This is a genomic window from Pseudomonas sp. GW821-FHT09E12, assembly GCF_059416085.1.
Map to the genome: position 1 here is coordinate 343,053 of NZ_JBWKOM010000003.1, position 16,781 is coordinate 359,833.

Genomic DNA, 16,781 nt, shown 5'->3' on the forward strand with positions numbered 1-16,781 from the left:
ATGCCGATAGTGTTTCCCGGGTTTGCAGACTATCGTGCAGGCATCTTTCCCTGAGTCGGAGCCTGTTTCATGAGTGACGCCCACCGCGCCTTGATCACTGAGTTCTATAGCGCCTTCCAGCGCCTGGATGCCGAGGCCATGGCCGCCTGCTACACCGAGGATGTGCTGTTCAGTGATCCGGCGTTCGGCGAACTGCGCGGCCGCGATGCCGCTGACATGTGGCGCATGCTCACCACCCGGGCCAAGGATTTCTCCCTGGTCTTCGACAAGGTCCGCGCTGACCAGCGCAGCGGCGAAGCCCACTGGGTGGCGACTTACCTGTTCAGCCAGACTGGCAATACCGTGGTCAACGATATCCAGGCGCGTTTTGTGTTTCGTGACGGCAAGATCTGCGAGCACCACGATCATTTCAATATGTGGCGCTGGGCCCGCCAGGCCCTGGGGACCAAGGGCCTGATCCTCGGCTGGACCCCGCTGCTGAAAAACGCCGTACGCGCCCAGGCCCGCAAAGGCCTGAAAGCCTTCCAGGCCGGCCGCTGAATCTTCGCCTCTGGTAATATCGCGGCTTGTTATCCACACGCCGCGATCACCGTGACCCGCCCCAGCCCATCCCCCGCCAGCGATTCCGAGCCTGTCTCTGTGGTGAGCAAACCCTGGTTTGTCTACCTGGTGCGCGCCGCCAACGGCGCCCTGTATTGCGGCATCAGCGACGACCCGATCAAGCGTTTCGCCAAGCACCAGAGCGGCAAGGGCGCGCGCTTCTTCCTCTCCAGCCCGGCCGTCGCGCTGGTCTACACCGAAGCCTGCCGCGACAAGAGCGAAGCCCTGCGCCAGGAACGGCTGATCAAGAAACTGCGCAAAAGTGCCAAGGAGTGCCTGGTGGCCAGTTCGGGCCTGGCCATCTGATCCTGCCGGAGCCGGGTTCTCACCCCTGAAGCCAGCGCAGCAGGGCTTTCAGATTGTTCAATACCGGATTGTTGCTTTGCAGCGCCTGGCTCCAGTCGATGACGATAGCGGCCAGGAAAACCTGAAGAAAGGCCAGGCCGCCGACTATCCAGGAGTAGAAACGATTGAACTTGAGGTTCTCGAATTGCACCTGATCGTTGCTGAGGGACTTTCGTTGGGAGATGCGTTTTTTCAGTAACTCGATTTTCTCCACCAGCCTTTTCAGTTCGTCTTCTGCCTCGGTTCGAAAGCTCGGGCAATAGGACTGATCGCTGAACTGTGTCAGGGCCTCTATCTTTTCCTCGATACGTTCAATCCCTATGTTTGTTTCCAACAGGGTTTGCAGGCTCTCGGAAGTGTTCTGGCTTATGGTCGAGAGCACCGGATTCACGTCGTCCCTGCATTGGTTGTACTGATGCCAGAGTTCCTTGATCAACGACAGGTTGAGGTAGTAGGCCAAGCAGTCGTTTATGTCGTGAGGGTCATTGAGGTTATCGATGAAGAATGCATCCAGGTTCAATGAGCTCGATTCGAAGTTGTATAGGTAGCTGAAGTTGCCCGATTCGTTGTGGTAATAGTCGTAATGTCTGCCGGGGTAGCGGCTGATCAGGGAGTAATGGTTATAGTCACTGCTGGCGTAGAGGTTGATGTATGAGGCGCTCAGTTCGCTTTTGAGGCGTCCGGTGGTGATACGGGAGTGGGCTTGTGTACGGATACCCCAAAGTTTGAACAGCTTTTCCGCGACCTGGTGAGCGTCGCCGACAATCCTGTTGACGCCCTGAGTCAATAGTTCCTCTACGTAGTAACTGGAATGAACGATGCGAAAGTTCTTCGAGAAGGGATTTATCGTCTTGAAGGCATGGTAATCGTGGATATGGGAAGTATTCAGGTTGAACAGTTCTGTCTGCGAGCTGTCTTGCAGGGAGAAATCGAGCGCCAGGTAAGTGACACTGTTGGTCAACTCGATGGTGGTGATAGTGCAGGTCCTGAAGGCGTCGGTTTTTACCGATACCCGGCTTGGGTCATAAGGGTTGGTGTCATTGAATGGGATATGGCCAAGCCCCTTGACTGGAAAGATCGCCGCCTCAGTGTGCGGGGTCGAACTTTCAGGGCCGTCTTCGTGGTACGGAGGTTCTTTTCTATGAAACCATCCGCGAAGAGACATCAACTCGGTGGGCGTGATGGGGGTGATGATACTGACCGATCGCCATTGTCCCGGCCCTTCCAGAAGACTTGCCTGCTGATAGACAGCTGTACTTTCCTTTGGGTTATACAGCTGCGCCGAGTAAAAGAAGAAATGGTTCTTGAACTTATAGGTAAAGAGTTTCGGGAACTTGTAAACGCAAAAATATAAAAAACGGGTGTAATAGGCCCGTACGGGGTTCAGGTGCTTAATGGCCAAAGGCTGGATTCCCTATCATGCTCAGGCGGCTGGTCTGGTGAAGCGCGGTGCCCGATCAGTGTCGGTGATGGATGGTGATCGGACAGGGTATATAGGCTGCCCGGTCTTTGCACGCTAAGCTGGTTCTTCCTACTTATCCGGTGGACTCCAGCATGTCAGAGTTGATTCTGCATCATTACCCGACCTCGCCTTTCGCGGAAAAAGCCCGGCTGTTGCTAGGCTTCAAGGGCTTGTCCTGGCGCTCGGTGAAGATCTCGCCGGTGATGCCCAAACCCGATCTCACGGCCCTCACTGGTGGTTATCGCAAGACCCCGGTGTTGCAGGTCGGTGCCGATATCTATTGCGACACGGCGCTGATCGCCCGGCGGCTGGAGCAGGAAAAGGCCTCGCCGGCACTGTTTCCCGAAGGCCGGGAAATGGTCAGCGCGACCTTCGCGGCCTGGGCCGATTCGGTGGTGTTCCAGCATACGGTGAGCCTGGTGTTCCAGCCTGAGTCGGCGGCCGTGCGTTTCGGCCATTTGCCGCCGGAAGCGGTCAAGGCCTTCATGACCGACCGCGCCGGGCTGTTCAGCGGCGGCAGTTCCAGCCGCGTGCCGCTGGAGTTGGCCAAGCACCAATGGCCGACGCTGATGGCGCGCCTGGAGCAGCAGTTGCAACGTGAGGAGGGCGACTTCCTGTTCGGCGAGCCGTCGATTGCCGACTTCGCCATGGCCCACCCTCTGTGGTTCCTCAAGGGCACGCCGGTGACTGCGCCGCTGGTGGACGCCTATCCGGCGGTGTCGGCGTGGCTGGCCCGGGTACTGGGGTTCGGTCATGGTGCTTCGAGTGCCATGACTTCCGAAGAGGCACTTGAAGTGGCGCGCCGGGCTACACCGGCAGCCTTGCCGGATGAAGCCTTCATTGACCCGAACGGCTTCCAGGCTGGCCAGCAGGTGCGGATTGCGGCGACCGACTATGGCGTCGATCCGGTGGAGGGGGAGTTACTGTTTGCCGGGCGCGAGGAGTTGATCCTGCGCCGCGAAGACCCACGTGGCGGATTGGTGCATGTGCACTTCCCGCGTTTCGGGTTCCGTATCGAGGCGCTATAAGGCGGCAGGTCTATCGCAAGCAAGCTCGTTCCGACAGAGGTTGTTCGGCCCTTGTAGGAGCGAGCTTGCTCGCGATGCGTTTAGCGTTGCAACGCCGCCATGATCCCGTCGGGGTCATAGGTACGGATCAAGGTGCCATTGACGTCCAGGATCGGAATTCCGGCGCCGCCCAGCTCGGTATAGGCTTTGCGCGCCTCGGCATCCTTCTCGATATCGAACTCGCGAAAGGCAATGCCCTTCTGATCGAGAAAGCGCCGGGTGGCCTTGCAGTAGCCACACCAGTCGGTGGCGTAGAGCACCACCCGGGCATTGGCCCGGACCTGCTCGGAGGCGGCCTGCGAGGGGTTGAACAGGTGCTCGAGCTTGCCCCAGTTCTGGTACGCCACGACCACCAGCAGGATCAGCAGGAATTTCTTCAGCACGCCCTGCAGCATCAGTTGCGGCGCTTGAGCTGATCGGTCAGTTGGGTCGGTAGGCCCTTGATGATCAGGGTCCCGGCTTCTTCGTCATACTCGATCTTCGAGCCCAGCAGGTGCGCCTCGAAGCTGATGGACAGGCCTTCGGCGCGGCCGGTGAAGCGGCGGAACTGGTTGAGGGTGCGCTTGTCCGCCGGGATTTCCGGCGACAGGCCGTAGTCCTTGTTGCGGATGTGATCGTAGAACGCTTTGGGGCGGTCCTCGTCGATCAGCTCCGAGAGTTCTTCCAGGCCCACGGGTTCGCCGAGCTTGGCCTGGCTGCTGGCGTAGTCCACCAGGGCCTTGGTCTTTTCCCGGGCGGACTCTTCCGGCAGGTCTTCGCTTTCGACGAAGTCGCTGAACGCCTTGAGCAGGGTACGGGTCTCGCCCGGGCCATCGACGCCTTCCTGGCAGCCGATGAAGTCGCGGAAGTACTCCGAGACTTTCTTGCCGTTCTTGCCCTTGATGAACGAGATGTATTGTTTCGACTGTTTGTTGTTCTGCCATTCGGAGACGTTGATCCGCGCAGCCAGGTGCAGCTGGCCCAGGTCCAGGTGGCGCGACGGGGTCACGTCCAGCTCGTCGGTCACCGCCACGCCTTCGCTGTGGTGCAGCAGGGCGATGGCCAGGTAGTCGGTCATGCCTTGCTGGTAGTGGGCGAACAGCACGTGGCCGCCGACCGACAGATTGGATTCTTCCATCAGCTTTTGCAGGTGCTCGACCGCGACGCGGCTGAAGGCGGTGAAGTCCTGGCCGCCATCGAGGTATTCCTTCAGCCAGCCGCTGAAGGGGAATGCGCCGGACTCCGGGTGGAACAGACCCCAGGCTTTGCCCTGTTTGGCGTTATAGCTTTCGTTGAGATCGGCGAGCATGTTCTCGATGGCCGCGGATTCAGCCAGTTCGGAATCGCGGGCGTGCAGAACTGCGGGTGTGCCGTCGGGTTTTTTGTCGATCAGGTGGACGATGCAATGGCGGATCGGCATGGGCTTCTCGGCTGGTTGGCGGGAGAGGGCGTGACTCCCCGAAAAAGTGCCCAGTGTACCGCACCCGCTGGTTTTGGCGCTGTTTGAAGGGGGGGGAAGGCGGCCTGGGTCAAGCTTATGCATTTTTTTACGGATTTAGAGCAATAAAGCTGACCAAATGGCTAGGTAGAGGCGGATATTTCCCCGTCTCTGTGCTAGTTTTGCCCCGTCTTACGCGATGTCTCGGCGTTAAGCGTGCATTCAGCATTTGTCAGGTCGAACCAAACCCTGATTTCGGTATCTATAACCCCGATCTTTCGTGGTTGTGACCGGGGTGCCAGATCCACAAGATCTGGCTCGATGGCTGACACTGCACTCTGCAATCCAAATGAATTTGATAGGGAAGGAACACCACAATGGCTATTACTAAAGACCAACTGATCGCTGATATCGCTGAAGCTATCGACGCGCCGAAAACCACCGCGCGTAACGCTCTGGACCAACTGGCCCAGATCGTTGCTGATCAATTGGAAAATGGCGGCGAAATCACTCTGCCAGGTATCGGCAAACTGAAAGTGACCGAGCGTCCTGCCCGTACTGGCCGTAACCCATCGACTGGTGCTGCCATCGAAATCGCTGCCAAGAAAGTTATCAAGCTGGTTGTGGCTAAAGGCCTGACTGACTCGATCAACAAGTAAGACTGCAGTAAGACCGTGCCTCGGAACGCTTCCGGGCACGGTTTTCAGGCTCTAAGGCCGCAACGATTTACGCAAGGTAAATCGCCGTTTTGCCCCTCGTATCTATCCCATCCGAACCCAGCGCTCCTGGCGCCAGGCCTGTTGCTGTGCCTTGTCCTTGAAGGTCCAGGCGACGAAGCGGCTCTGTTTCTGTCCCTGTGACATCTCCACCACCTGGCTCTCCAGGGCTCCGGCCTTTTTCAGCGCGGCCTGAATCGCCGGCAGGTTCGAGGCTTTCGACACCAGGGTGCTGAACCACAACACCTGTTGCGCCACCTGGGCGCTTTCGCCGATCAGCTGGGTCACGAAGCGCGCTTCGCCACCTTCGCACCACAACTCCGCCGCCTGGCCGCCAAAGTTCAGCACCGGCAGCTTGCGCTTGGGATCGGCCTTGCCCAGCGCTCGCCATTTGCGCTGGCTGCCGCGCGTGGCTTCCTCCAGGGAGGCATGGAAGGGCGGGTTGCACAGGGTCAGGTCGAAGCGTTCGTCGCTTTCCAGCAGCCCCAGCAGGATCTGCTTGCGGTTGCTCTGCTGGCGCAGGCCGATGGCCTTGTTCAGGCCGTTGGCCTGGACGATCGCCTTGGCGGCGGCGAGAGCGGTGGTGTCGATGTCGGAACCGAGGAACTGCCAGCGGTAATCGCAGTGGCCGATCAGCGGGTAGATGCAGTTGGCGCCGACCCCGATGTCCAGCACCCGCACCGCCGCGCCGCGGGGAATTACGCCTTCGTTACGCTCGGCCAGCAGGTCGGCCAGGAAATGCACATAGTCGGCACGACCGGGGACCGGAGGGCAGAGGAAGTCGGCCGGAATATCCCAATGGGCGATGCCGTAGAACGCCTTGAGCAATGCCCGGTTGAACACCCGCACTGCCGCCGGGTTGGCGAAGTCGATGCTCTCCTTGCCATAGGGATTGATGATCACGAAAGCCCCCAGCTCCGGGGTGCTCTTGATCAACTGGGGAAAGTCATAGCGGCCTTGATGGCGATTGCGCGGGTGCAGGCTGGCCTTTTCCCGTGGCGCGACGGCCTTGGCCGGAGCTGCAGGTTGAGGCTTGGTGCGCGAAGCTTTGGGAGGGCGGGGGGCAGTCATGGGCGAAATCGGTTCGGGTATGGCTCAAAGTGGCGCGCATTGTCCCATATCTGCCCGGGCGACGTAGCCTCTGTAGGAGCTGCCGAGGATAACGCGGTGTGCCAGGAATAACGCTTCGCGGGCAAGCCTCGCTCCTACAGAGGCATAAGCTTTTCGGTCGGGCACAAAAAAGGGAGCCCTTTGCAGGGCTCCCTTTTTTACCGCTCGGGTCGCCGTTACAGGCTGGAAATCCGTGCGTGCTGCTCGGCCAGCTTGCCCAGGGCCTGTTCGGCCTCGGCCAGTTTGGCGCGTTCCTTGTCGATGACTTCGGCCGGGGCCTTGTCGACGAAGGCGGCGTTGGACAGCTTGCCGCCGACCCGCTGGACTTCGCCCTGCAGACGCTGGATTTCCTTGTCCAGGCGCGCCAGTTCGGCACCCTTGTCGATCAGCCCGGCCATCGGCACCAGCACTTCCATCTCGCCGACCAGGGCGGTGGCGGACAGCGGTGCTTCGTCGCCGGCCTTCAGCACGGTGATCGATTCGAGTTTGGCCAGCTTCTTCAGCAGGGTCTCGTTTTCGCTCAGGCGACGCTGGTCTTCGGCGTTGACGTTCTTCAGGAACAACGCCAGTGGCTTGCCCGGGCCGATGTTCATTTCGGCACGGATGTTACGGGTGCCGAGCATCAGGCCCTTGAGCCATTCGATGTCGTCTTCGGCGGCCTGGTCGATGCGTGCTTCATTGGCCACCGGCCAAGGCTGCAGCATGATGGTCTTGCCTTCGGCCCCGGCCAGCGGCGCCAGGCGCTGCCAGATTTCTTCGGTGATGAACGGCATGAACGGGTGGGCCAGGCGCAGCGCCACTTCCAGTACGCGCACCAGGGTGCGGCGGGTGCCGCGCTGGCGCTCGACCGGCGCGTTTTCGTCCCACAGTACCGGCTTGGACAATTCCAGGTACCAGTCGCAGTATTGGTTCCAGATGAACTCGTACAGCGCCTGGGCCGCCAGGTCGAAGCGGAACTGGTCCAGCTGGCGGGTCACTTCGGCTTCGGTGCGCTGCAACTGGGAGATGATCCAGCGGTCGGCCAGCGACAGCTCGTAGGCTTCGCCGTTCTGACCGCAGTCTTCGCCCTTGTCCAGCACGTAGCGCGCGGCGTTCCAGATCTTGTTGCAGAAGTTGCGATAGCCTTCGACGCGGCCCATGTCGAACTTGATGTCGCGGCCGGTGGACGCCAGCGAACAGAAGGTGAAGCGCAGGGCGTCGGTGCCGTAGCTGGCGATGCCGTCGGCGAACTCCTGGCGGGTCTGCTTCTCGATCTTCTTCGCCAGTTGCGGCTGCATCATGCCGGTGGTGCGTTTCTGCACCAGGGCTTCGAGCTCGATGCCGTCGATGATGTCCAGCGGGTCAAGGACGTTGCCCTTGGACTTGGACATCTTCTGGCCCTGGCCGTCGCGTACCAGGCCGTGTACGTACACGGTCTTGAACGGAACCTGCGGCGTGCCGTCTTCGTTCTTCACCAGGTGCATGGTGAGCATGATCATCCGGGCGACCCAGAAGAAAATGATGTCGAAACCGGTCACCAGCACGTCGGTCGGGTGGAAGGTCTTGAGGAACTCGGTCTGCTCCGGCCAGCCCAGGGTGGAGAAGGTCCACAGGCCCGAACTGAACCAGGTGTCGAGGACGTCGTTATCCTGTTGCAGTGCAACCTCAGGCCCGAGGTTGTGCTTGGCGCGCACCTCGGCTTCGTCGCGGCCTACATAGACCTTGCCCGACTCGTCGTACCAGGCCGGGATGCGGTGGCCCCACCACAGCTGGCGGCTGATGCACCAGTCCTGGATGTCGCGCATCCAGGAGAAGTACATGTTTTCGTATTGTTTTGGCACGAAGGCGATGCGGCCGTCTTCCACGGCGGCAATGGCCGGCTCGGCCAGCGGCTTGGTGGAGACGTACCACTGGTCGGTCAGCCACGGCTCGATGATGGTGCCGGAGCGGTCGCCTTTCGGCACTTTCAGGGCGTGGTCGTCGACGCTGACCAGCAGGCCGGCGGCGTCGAACGCAGCGACGATTTCCTTGCGCGCCTGGAAGCGGTTGAGGCCGGCGAACTCGGCCGGGATCTTGCCGTCGATGCTTTCGTTCAGCGTGCCGTCCAGGTTGAACACCTGGGCGGCTGGCAGTACTTCGGCGTTCTTGTCGAAGATGTTCAGCAGCGGCAGGTTGTGGCGCTTGCCGACTTCATAGTCGTTGAAATCGTGGGCCGGGGTGATCTTCACGCAGCCGGTGCCGAATTCAGGGTCGCAGTAATCGTCGCCGATGATCGGGATGCGACGACCCACCAGCGGCAGCTCGACGAACTTGCCGATCAGCGCCTTGTAGCGTTCATCGTTCGGGTTAACGGCCACGGCGGAGTCGCCGAGCATGGTTTCCGGACGGGTGGTGGCAACGATCAGGTAGTCCAGGCCTTCAGCGGTCTTGGCGCCGTCGGCCAGCGGGTAGCGCAGGTTCCACAGCGAGCCTTTCTCGTCGTGGTTTTCCACTTCGAGGTCGGAGATCGCGGTGTGCAGCTTGGTGTCCCAGTTGACCAGACGCTTGCCGCGGTAGATCAGGCCATCTTCGTGCAGGCGCACGAAGGCTTCCTTGACGGCTTCGGAAAGACCGTCGTCCATGGTGAAGCGCTCGCGGCTCCAGTCGACGGACGAGCCCAGGCGGCGGATCTGACGGCTGATATTGCCGCCGGACTGATCCTTCCACTCCCAGACTTTCTCGAGGAATTTTTCCCGACCCAGATCGTGACGATTCTGGCCCTGGGCTTCGATCTGACGCTCCACCAGCATCTGGGTGGCGATACCGGCGTGGTCGGTACCCGGCTGCCACAGGGTGTTGCGGCCCTGCATGCGGCGGAAGCGGATCAAGGCATCCATGATCGCGTTGTTGAAGCCATGGCCCATGTGCAGGCTGCCAGTGACGTTCGGTGGCGGAATCATGATGGTGTACGAGTCGCCCGCGCCTTGCGGGGCGAAGTAATTCTCTGACTCCCAGGTCTGGTACCAGGAAGTTTCAATGGCGTGCGGCTGGTAGGTCTTATCCATGCGCGGCGGGACCCTATTGGCATTTATTCAGGAAAAGCCGGGAAGTATAGCGGAGGGGGGCAGTTGCAAGCTACAAGCCGCAAGCTGCAAGAGGTGGGCGTCCTTCCTGGCTTTTACTTGCTGCTTATAGCTTGCCGCTTGAAGCTGCGGCGAGCAGCCGTTCCAGCCGCGCATCGAGGCGGCGCTTGATCTCGGTTTCGATGTGCGGGGCGAAGTCGTCGATCACGTCTTGCATGATCAGTTGCGCGGCGGCGCGCAGTTCGCTGTCCAGGTGCAGCAGGGCATCCTGGCTCTTGGGTGCTGGTGCTGGTGCGGGTTTTGGTGTCGGTGCCAGTGTAGGGGCTGGCGCGGCAACTACGGGGGCGGGTTGTGGTTCGACCACCGGAGCGGGAGCCGGTTGTGGTTCTGCCGGCGCCTGTTCGTGGGTTTCGACGGCAGGCTTGCCGCCGACCATGTCGAACAGCAGCGGAATCTGCACTTCGCCGTCGACGGTCTCGGTCAGCAGCGGAGGTTGCAGGTCGTCATCGCCGAGCAGTTGGCGGATGGACTCGAGGTCATCCAGCAGGTGCGCGGACTTTTGCAGCGGTTTGGGAGTGTCCATCGATGGCTCAGAGTCGCTGTAAACGGTGATCTTGCAGAGGATAGCCCTGTTCGCGGTAGAAACGGAAACTCTCGCGAGCGGCCTGGCGGATAGTCGGGTCTTCCACCACCACTTCGGCGATGCGGGCGAAACGCTGGGCAAATGCCGGGACTTTCAGGTCCAGGTTGACCAGCAGGTCATGGTGCTCGCCGGGGTCATCGCCCAGGCCGAGAACGATCAGGCCATCCGGTTCGCTTTCGGCGGGGCCGTGGGGCACGAAGGTTTCGCCCTTGAAGCGCCACAATCGGGCATCGAGCTCATCGCGCTGGGCCGCGTCGCTGCAATGCAGGTAGATGCGGTGCCCCATGCGCCAGGCTTTGTCGGTGAGCTTGCAGGCGAAATCCAGGCGCGCCGAAGGATCCGCGCTGGGAAGGATATAGAAGTCGACTTTGGTCATTGCGGTTCCTGAACCCGGGAGTGCGCCGTGTGTGGGCGCACCCCGAGGTCATAGGTTTCAGGCTTTGGCGCGGTCCAGCAGGTACTGGGTCAGCAGGGGAACCGGACGGCCAGTGGCGCCCTTGTCCTTGCCGCCGCTGGTCCAGGCGGTACCGGCGATATCCAGGTGCGCCCAGTTGTACTGCTTGGTGAAACGCGACAGGAAGCAGGCAGCGGTAATGGTGCCGGCTTTCGGCCCGCCGATGTTGGCGATGTCGGCGAACGGGCTGTCCAGCTGTTCCTGGTACTCGTCGAACAGAGGCAGTTGCCAGGCACGGTCGTCAGCCTGGACGCCGGCGCTCAGCAACTGGCCGATCAATTCGTCGTTGTTGCCCAGGAGGCCCGAGGTGTGGGAACCGAGGGCGACCACGCAGGCGCCGGTCAGGGTGGCGATATCGATCACCGCCTGCGGCTTGAAGCGCTCGGCGTAGGTCAGGGCATCGCACAGCACCAGGCGGCCTTCGGCGTCGGTGTTGAGGATTTCCACGGTCTGGCCGCTCATGGTGGTGACGATGTCGCCCGGACGCGAAGCGGTGCCGCTCGGCATGTTCTCGGCGCAGGCCAGGATGCACACCAGGTTGATCGGCAGCTTGAGCTCCAGTACGGCGCGCAGGGTGCCGAACACGCTGGCGGCGCCACCCATGTCGTACTTCATTTCATCCATGCCGGCGCCAGGCTTGAGGCTGATGCCGCCGGTGTCGAAGGTGATGCCCTTGCCGACCAGGGTGTACGGCTTCTCGGATTTCTTGCCGCCGTTGTATTGCATGACGATCAGGCGCGGCGGCTGGGCGCTGCCCTGGCCCACGGCATAGAACGAGCCCATGCCCAGTTCCTTGATCTTCTTCTCGTCGAGGACTTCGACTTTCAGGGCCTTGAATTCCTTGCCCAGGGCCTTGGCCTGTTCGCCGAGGAAGGTCGGGTGGCAGATATTCGGCGGCAGGTTGCCCAGGTTGCGGGTGAATGCCATGCCGTTGGCGATCGCCTTGGCGTGGGCCACGGCGCGCTCGACTTCGGCCTGCGCGGCCTTGATGGTCAGCAGGGTGATTTTCTTCAGGGCGCGCGGTTCGGCTTTCTGGCTCTTGAACTGGTCGAAGCTGTATTCGCCGTCCACCAGGGTTTCCGCCAGCAGGCGGGTCTTGCCGTAGCTGTCGCGGCCCTTGACCACCACTTCGTCCAGCGCCAGTACGGCATCGCTGCCACCCAGGCCTTTGAGGGTATTGAGGATGCCACTGACGATCTTGCGGAACGGGCGGTCGCCCAGTTCGGCGTCCTTGCCGGTGCCGACCAGCAGGACGCGTTCGGCCTTCAGGTTCGGCAGGGCGTGCAGCAGCAGGCTCTGGCCGATCTTGCCGTCCAGGTCGCCGCGCTTGAGTACCGCGCCGATGGCGCCGCCACTGAGCTCGTCGAGTTGTTTGGCAACGCTGCCGAGCTTGCGGCCTTCGCCGACGGCGACCACCAGGGTGGCGGTCTTCAACGTTTCCGGGCTAACGCTTTTTACAACCAGTTCCATGTCCGGGTCCCTGAATTAATGGTCAAAGAGCGCAGGGCCAATGCCGTGCGCCAGGCTTGTCATGTCTGTAGCTTTTATTAAGGAGAGGCGTCGGCAGCGGCCAACGACAGGGCCGCCAGTTTGAACCCGGGCGGTCGAGGCTGACAACCCTCCCATGAGTGAACTTCGCCGCTTTAGAGGCCGGCGTGAGCGTGCGCAGTGACAGGCGCATGCAATCACAGGATAATGCGCCATCTTTTTCGGCGGCTCGGCTTCACGGGCCGTGTTTGCTTGTTTGGCCGCCTTAGCCTGACAACCCTGGAGTGTCTGGTTTGATCGTCTTCCGTTATCTATCCCGCGAAGTGTTGCTGACCCTGAGCGCCGTGAGCGCTGTACTGCTGGTCATCATCATGAGCGGACGTTTCGTCAAATACCTCGCGCAAGCGGCCTCGGGCGCACTGGACCCGGGCTCGCTGTTCCTGATCATGGGGGTCCGCATGCCGGGCTTCCTGCAATTGATCCTGCCCCTGGGGCTGTTCCTCGGCATTCTGCTGGCCTATGGCCGGCTGTACCTCGAAAGCGAAATGACTGTGCTTTCGGCCACCGGCATGAGCCAGCAGCGCCTGCTGGGCATGACCATGATTCCGGCGACCCTGGTTGCCTTGATCGTGGCCTGGCTGAGCCTGAGCCTGGCGCCTCAGGGCGCCAACCAGTTCCAGCTGATCCTCAACAAGCAGGATGCTCTGACCGAATTCGATACCCTGGTGCCAGGCCGTTTCCAGGCCCTCAACGACGGCACGCGGGTGACCTACACCGAACAGTTGTCCGATGACCGGACCAACCTCGGCGGCGTGTTCATCTCGGAAAAGCGCCTGAGCCAGGACAAGAAGGACCAAGGCATCTCGGTGCTGGTGGCGGAGAAGGGGCACCAGGACATTCGTCCGGACGGCAACCGCTACCTGATCCTCGAAAATGGCTATCGCTACGACGGTAACCCGGGCCAGGCCGATTACCGGATCATCAAGTACGACACCTATGGCGTATTGCTGGCCAAGCCGGATGTCAGTGAAGAAGTTACCGACCGTGACGCCATGCCGACCCGCGATCTGATCGGCAACCCGGACCTGCGCGCCCATGCCGAGCTGCAATGGCGTATTTCCCTGCCGCTTCTGGTGTTTGTCGTGACCTTGATGGCGGTGCCGCTGTCCCGGGTCAACCCGCGCCAGGGCCGCTTCCTCAAACTGTTGCCGGCGATTCTTCTTTATATGGCTTACCTGACCATCCTGATCGCGGCCCGTGGCTCGCTGGAAAAAGGCAAGCTGCCGCAGGCGCTGGGCCTGTGGTGGGTACACGGACTGTTTCTATTGATTGGCCTCGGGTTGCTGTACTGGGAACCCTTGCGCCTGAAACTGGCGAGCCGCCGCAGCATGAAGGAGGTGGCTCGTGGTTAAACTCGATCGCTACATCGGTAGCAGTGTCCTGCTGGCCATCCTGGCGGTACTGGGGATCATTCTCGGCCTGGCGTCGCTGTTCGCCTTCATCGACGAGATGGGCAGCGTCAGTGACAACTACACCGTGATGGATGTGTTGAGTTTCGTGGTCATGACGGCGCCTCGCCGGCTCTACGAAATGCTGCCGATGGCGGCCCTGATCGGCTGCCTGATTGGCCTGGGCAGCCTGGCCAGCAACAGTGAGCTGACCATCATGCGGGCCGCTGGGGTGTCCATCGGGCGGATCGTCTGGGCGGTGATGAAGCCGATGCTGTTCCTGATGGTGGCGGGTGTGCTGATCGGCGAGTACGTCGCTCCTGCCACGGAAAGCCAGGCGCAGGCCAGTCGTGCGCTGGCCCAGGGTTCGGGCGATGCGCAAAGTTCCAAGCGCGGCCTGTGGCACCGCCAGGGTGAGGAGTTCATCCACATCAACGCCGTGCAACCCAACGGCCTGCTGTATGGCGTGACCCGTTATCACTTCGACGATCAGCGGCACATGCTGTCCTCGAGCTTCGCTCGCCAGGCCCGTTTCGAAGAAAACTACTGGCAACTGAGCGACGTCACCACCACCTATTTCCGCGAGGGCAGCACCGAAGTCATCAACGTCCCGCAGGAACGTTGGGACGTGGCCTTGAGCCCGCAATTGCTGAGTACTGTGGTGATGGCGCCGGAGTCGCTGTCGATCAGCGGTCTGTGGGGGTATATCCATTACCTGGCCGACCAGGGCCTGAACAACGGTCGCTACTGGCTGGCGTTCTGGGTCAAGGTGCTGCAACCGCTGGTCACCGCGGCCCTGGTATTGATGGCGATCTCGTTCATTTTCGGTCCGTTGCGTTCCGTGACGCTCGGCCAGCGGGTGTTCACCGGCGTGCTGGTGGGGTTCACCTTCCGCATCGCCCAGGACCTGCTGGGGCCGTCGAGCCTGGTATTCGGTTTCTCGCCGCTGTTCGCGGTGCTGGTTCCCGCCGGGATCTGTGCCCTGGCCGGGGTCTGGCTGTTGCGCCGGGCCGGCTGACCGGCGCCAATGCCGCCAGTCTTACGCAAAACGCCCCTGTCGAAAGACCGGGGCGTTTTGCGTTTGCGCGCCCCTGACAGGCGAACGTGACGCTTGCGTCGTCTATCAGGTACAATTCCCGGCTATTTTTCGGCGGGCTATGCCTGCAGCCTTTTTGAGTGTTGATCCGTGAGTGATTTGAGTCATATCCGCAATTTCTCCATCATCGCCCACATTGACCATGGCAAGTCGACTCTGGCCGATCGCTTCATCCAGATGTGCGGCGGCCTGGCCGAACGTGAAATGGAAGCCCAGGTCCTGGACTCCATGGACCTTGAGCGGGAACGCGGGATCACCATCAAGGCCCACAGCGTTACCCTCTATTACAAAGCCCGCGACGGCATCACCTACCAGCTGAACTTCATCGACACCCCTGGCCACGTGGACTTCACCTATGAAGTCAGCCGGTCGCTGGCCGCCTGTGAAGGCGCCTTGCTGGTGGTCGACGCCGGCCAGGGCGTGGAAGCGCAGTCGGTCGCCAACTGCTACACCGCCATCGAGCAGGGCCTGGAGGTCATGCCGGTGCTGAACAAGATCGACCTGCCACAGGCCGATCCGGACCGGGTCAAGGAAGAGATCGAGAAGATCATCGGTATCGATGCCACCGACGCCGTGACCTGCAGCGCCAAGACCGGCCTGGGTGTCGACGAGGTGCTGGAGCGCCTGGTCACCACGATTCCCGCGCCGACCGGCAACATCGAGGACCCGCTGCAAGCGTTGATCATCGACTCCTGGTTCGACAACTACCTGGGCGTCGTGTCCCTGGTTCGCGTGCGCCATGGCCGCGTGAAGAAGGGCGACAAGATCCTGGTGAAATCCACCGGCAAGATCCACCTGGTGGACAGCGTCGGTGTGTTCAACCCGAAACACACCGCCACCACCGACCTGAAGGCTGGTGAAGTAGGCTTCATCATCGCCGGTATCAAGGACATTCACGGTGCGCCGGTAGGTGACACCCTGACCCTGAGCTCGACCCCCGACGTCGAAGTGCTGCCTGGCTTCAAGCGCATTCAGCCGCAGGTCTACGCCGGCCTGTTCCCGGTCAGCTCCGACGACTTCGAAGACTTCCGCGAAGCCCTGCAAAAGCTCACGCTGAACGACTCGTCGCTGCAATACACCCCGGAAAGCTCCGACGCACTGGGCTTTGGCTTCCGTTGCGGCTTCCTCGGCATGCTGCACATGGAAATCATCCAGGAGCGCCTGGAGCGCGAATACGACCTGGACCTGATCACCACGGCGCCGACGGTGATTTTCGAACTGCAACTGAAGAATGGTGAGACGATCTACGTCGATAACCCATCGAAGTTGCCGGATCTATCGTCCATCGAAGACATGCGCGAGCCGATCGTGCGGGCCAATATCCTGGTGCCGCAAGAGCACTTGGGTAACGTCATTACCCTGTGTATCGAGAAGCGCGGCATACAGCACGACATGCTGTTCCTCGGCAGCCAGGTCCAGGTGACCTACGACCTGCCGATGAACGAAGTGGTCCTGGACTTCTTCGACCGCCTCAAATCCACCAGTCGTGGCTATGCTTCGCTGGATTATCATTTCGATCGCTACCAATCGGCTAATCTGGTCAAGCTGGATGTGCTGATCAACGGTGAGAAAGTCGACGCCCTGGCATTGATCGTGCACCGTGACAACGCGCACTACAAAGGGCGTGCGTTGACCGAAAAGATGAAGGAACTGATTCCTCGGCAGATGTTCGACGTGGCAATCCAGGCCGCCATTGGTGGGCAGATTGTGGCGCGGACAACCGTCAAGGCGCTCAGAAAGAACGTGCTGGCCAAATGCTACGGTGGTGACGTTAGCCGTAAGCGCAAGCTGTTGGAAAAGCAGAAGGCCGGTAAGAAACGCATGAAGCAAGTGGGTAACGTGGAGATTCCACAAGAAGCCTTCCTTGCTGTGCTCAGGTTGGATAGTTAGGTCC

The 16,781-nt window shown here is 61.0% G+C and carries 15 protein-coding genes; 7 read left to right on the forward strand and 8 right to left on the reverse strand.

Annotated elements, in window-relative coordinates:
- The first annotated feature begins 69 nt into the window (after nucleotides 1–69).
- Both AC07PQ_RS10090 and AC07PQ_RS10095 read left to right on the forward strand, forming a co-directional pair.
- Nucleotides 70–540: a nuclear transport factor 2 family protein gene (locus tag AC07PQ_RS10090; protein WP_053259729.1), complete on the forward strand. Its 471-nt coding sequence runs from the start codon at nucleotides 70–72 to the stop codon at nucleotides 538–540.
- 51 nt (nucleotides 541–591) lie between these two features.
- Entirely contained in the window at nucleotides 592–906 is a 315-nt protein-coding gene (locus tag AC07PQ_RS10095; protein ID WP_493185440.1) for a GIY-YIG nuclease family protein, read from the forward strand.
- 19 nt (nucleotides 907–925) lie between these two features.
- Here AC07PQ_RS10095 and AC07PQ_RS10100 read toward each other — a convergent pair whose 3' ends face one another.
- Nucleotides 926–2,347 (reverse strand): hypothetical protein, encoded by a 1,422-nt coding sequence (locus AC07PQ_RS10100; protein ID WP_493185441.1) that lies wholly within the window; start codon nucleotides 2,345–2,347, stop codon nucleotides 926–928.
- A gap of 152 nt (nucleotides 2,348–2,499) precedes the next feature.
- Here AC07PQ_RS10100 and AC07PQ_RS10105 point away from each other — a divergent pair, with 152 nt between their 5' ends.
- Nucleotides 2,500–3,435: a glutathione S-transferase family protein gene (locus AC07PQ_RS10105; protein WP_493185442.1), complete on the forward strand. Its 936-nt coding sequence runs from the start codon at nucleotides 2,500–2,502 to the stop codon at nucleotides 3,433–3,435.
- Nucleotides 3,436–3,515: 80 nt separating this feature from the next.
- On the opposite strand, the gene AC07PQ_RS10110 is transcribed toward AC07PQ_RS10105, so the two are convergent.
- Both AC07PQ_RS10110 and yejK read right to left on the reverse strand, forming a co-directional pair.
- A complete protein-coding gene (locus AC07PQ_RS10110; RefSeq protein ID WP_009042296.1) occupies nucleotides 3,516–3,869 on the reverse strand; it encodes a glutaredoxin family protein in 354 nt (117 codons plus the stop codon).
- Nucleotides 3,869–4,873, reverse strand: coding sequence for a nucleoid-associated protein YejK (yejK, locus tag AC07PQ_RS10115; RefSeq protein WP_007932136.1), 1,005 nt, complete (start codon nucleotides 4,871–4,873; stop codon nucleotides 3,869–3,871). Before yejK ends, AC07PQ_RS10110 begins: the two co-directional genes overlap by 1 nt.
- A gap of 395 nt (nucleotides 4,874–5,268) precedes the next feature.
- Here yejK and AC07PQ_RS10120 point away from each other — a divergent pair, with 395 nt between their 5' ends.
- Nucleotides 5,269–5,550: an HU family DNA-binding protein gene (locus AC07PQ_RS10120; protein ID WP_007932138.1), complete on the forward strand. Its 282-nt coding sequence runs from the start codon at nucleotides 5,269–5,271 to the stop codon at nucleotides 5,548–5,550.
- Nucleotides 5,551–5,652: 102 nt separating this feature from the next.
- Here the strand turns inward: AC07PQ_RS10120 and rlmF are convergent, their stop codons facing one another.
- The 5 genes from rlmF to AC07PQ_RS10145 form a co-directional block, all read right to left on the reverse strand.
- A complete protein-coding gene (gene rlmF, locus AC07PQ_RS10125) occupies nucleotides 5,653–6,678 on the reverse strand; it encodes a 23S rRNA (adenine(1618)-N(6))-methyltransferase RlmF (RefSeq protein ID WP_007932141.1) in 1,026 nt (341 codons plus the stop codon).
- Nucleotides 6,679–6,893: 215 nt separating this feature from the next.
- Nucleotides 6,894–9,740 carry a valine--tRNA ligase gene (locus tag AC07PQ_RS10130; protein WP_493185443.1) on the reverse strand — a complete coding sequence of 949 codons (2,847 nt, stop codon included), beginning with the start codon at nucleotides 9,738–9,740 and terminating at the stop codon, nucleotides 6,894–6,896.
- Between the two features lie 124 nt (nucleotides 9,741–9,864).
- A complete protein-coding gene (locus AC07PQ_RS10135) occupies nucleotides 9,865–10,341 on the reverse strand; it encodes a DNA polymerase III subunit chi (protein ID WP_493185444.1) in 477 nt (158 codons plus the stop codon).
- Nucleotides 10,342–10,348: 7 nt separating this feature from the next.
- Nucleotides 10,349–10,777 (reverse strand): DNA polymerase III subunit chi, encoded by a 429-nt coding sequence (locus AC07PQ_RS10140; protein WP_007932146.1) that lies wholly within the window; start codon nucleotides 10,775–10,777, stop codon nucleotides 10,349–10,351.
- A 57-nt stretch (nucleotides 10,778–10,834) separates the two neighbouring features.
- Nucleotides 10,835–12,325 carry a leucyl aminopeptidase gene (locus AC07PQ_RS10145; RefSeq protein ID WP_007932148.1) on the reverse strand — a complete coding sequence of 497 codons (1,491 nt, stop codon included), beginning with the start codon at nucleotides 12,323–12,325 and terminating at the stop codon, nucleotides 10,835–10,837.
- Nucleotides 12,326–12,636: 311 nt separating this feature from the next.
- On the opposite strand from AC07PQ_RS10145, the gene lptF reads away from it, so the two are divergent.
- The 3 genes from lptF to lepA all read left to right on the forward strand — a co-directional run bounded on the left by lptF (nucleotide 12,637) and on the right by lepA (nucleotide 16,777).
- Nucleotides 12,637–13,755: an LPS export ABC transporter permease LptF gene (gene lptF, locus AC07PQ_RS10150; RefSeq protein WP_493185445.1), complete on the forward strand. Its 1,119-nt coding sequence runs from the start codon at nucleotides 12,637–12,639 to the stop codon at nucleotides 13,753–13,755.
- Nucleotides 13,748–14,809: an LPS export ABC transporter permease LptG gene (gene lptG, locus AC07PQ_RS10155; protein ID WP_493185446.1), complete on the forward strand. Its 1,062-nt coding sequence runs from the start codon at nucleotides 13,748–13,750 to the stop codon at nucleotides 14,807–14,809. Before lptF ends, lptG begins: the two co-directional genes overlap by 8 nt.
- 168 nt (nucleotides 14,810–14,977) lie before the next feature.
- Nucleotides 14,978–16,777: a translation elongation factor 4 gene (gene lepA, locus AC07PQ_RS10160; RefSeq protein WP_007932152.1), complete on the forward strand. Its 1,800-nt coding sequence runs from the start codon at nucleotides 14,978–14,980 to the stop codon at nucleotides 16,775–16,777.
- Nucleotides 16,778–16,781: the final 4 nt, after the last annotated feature.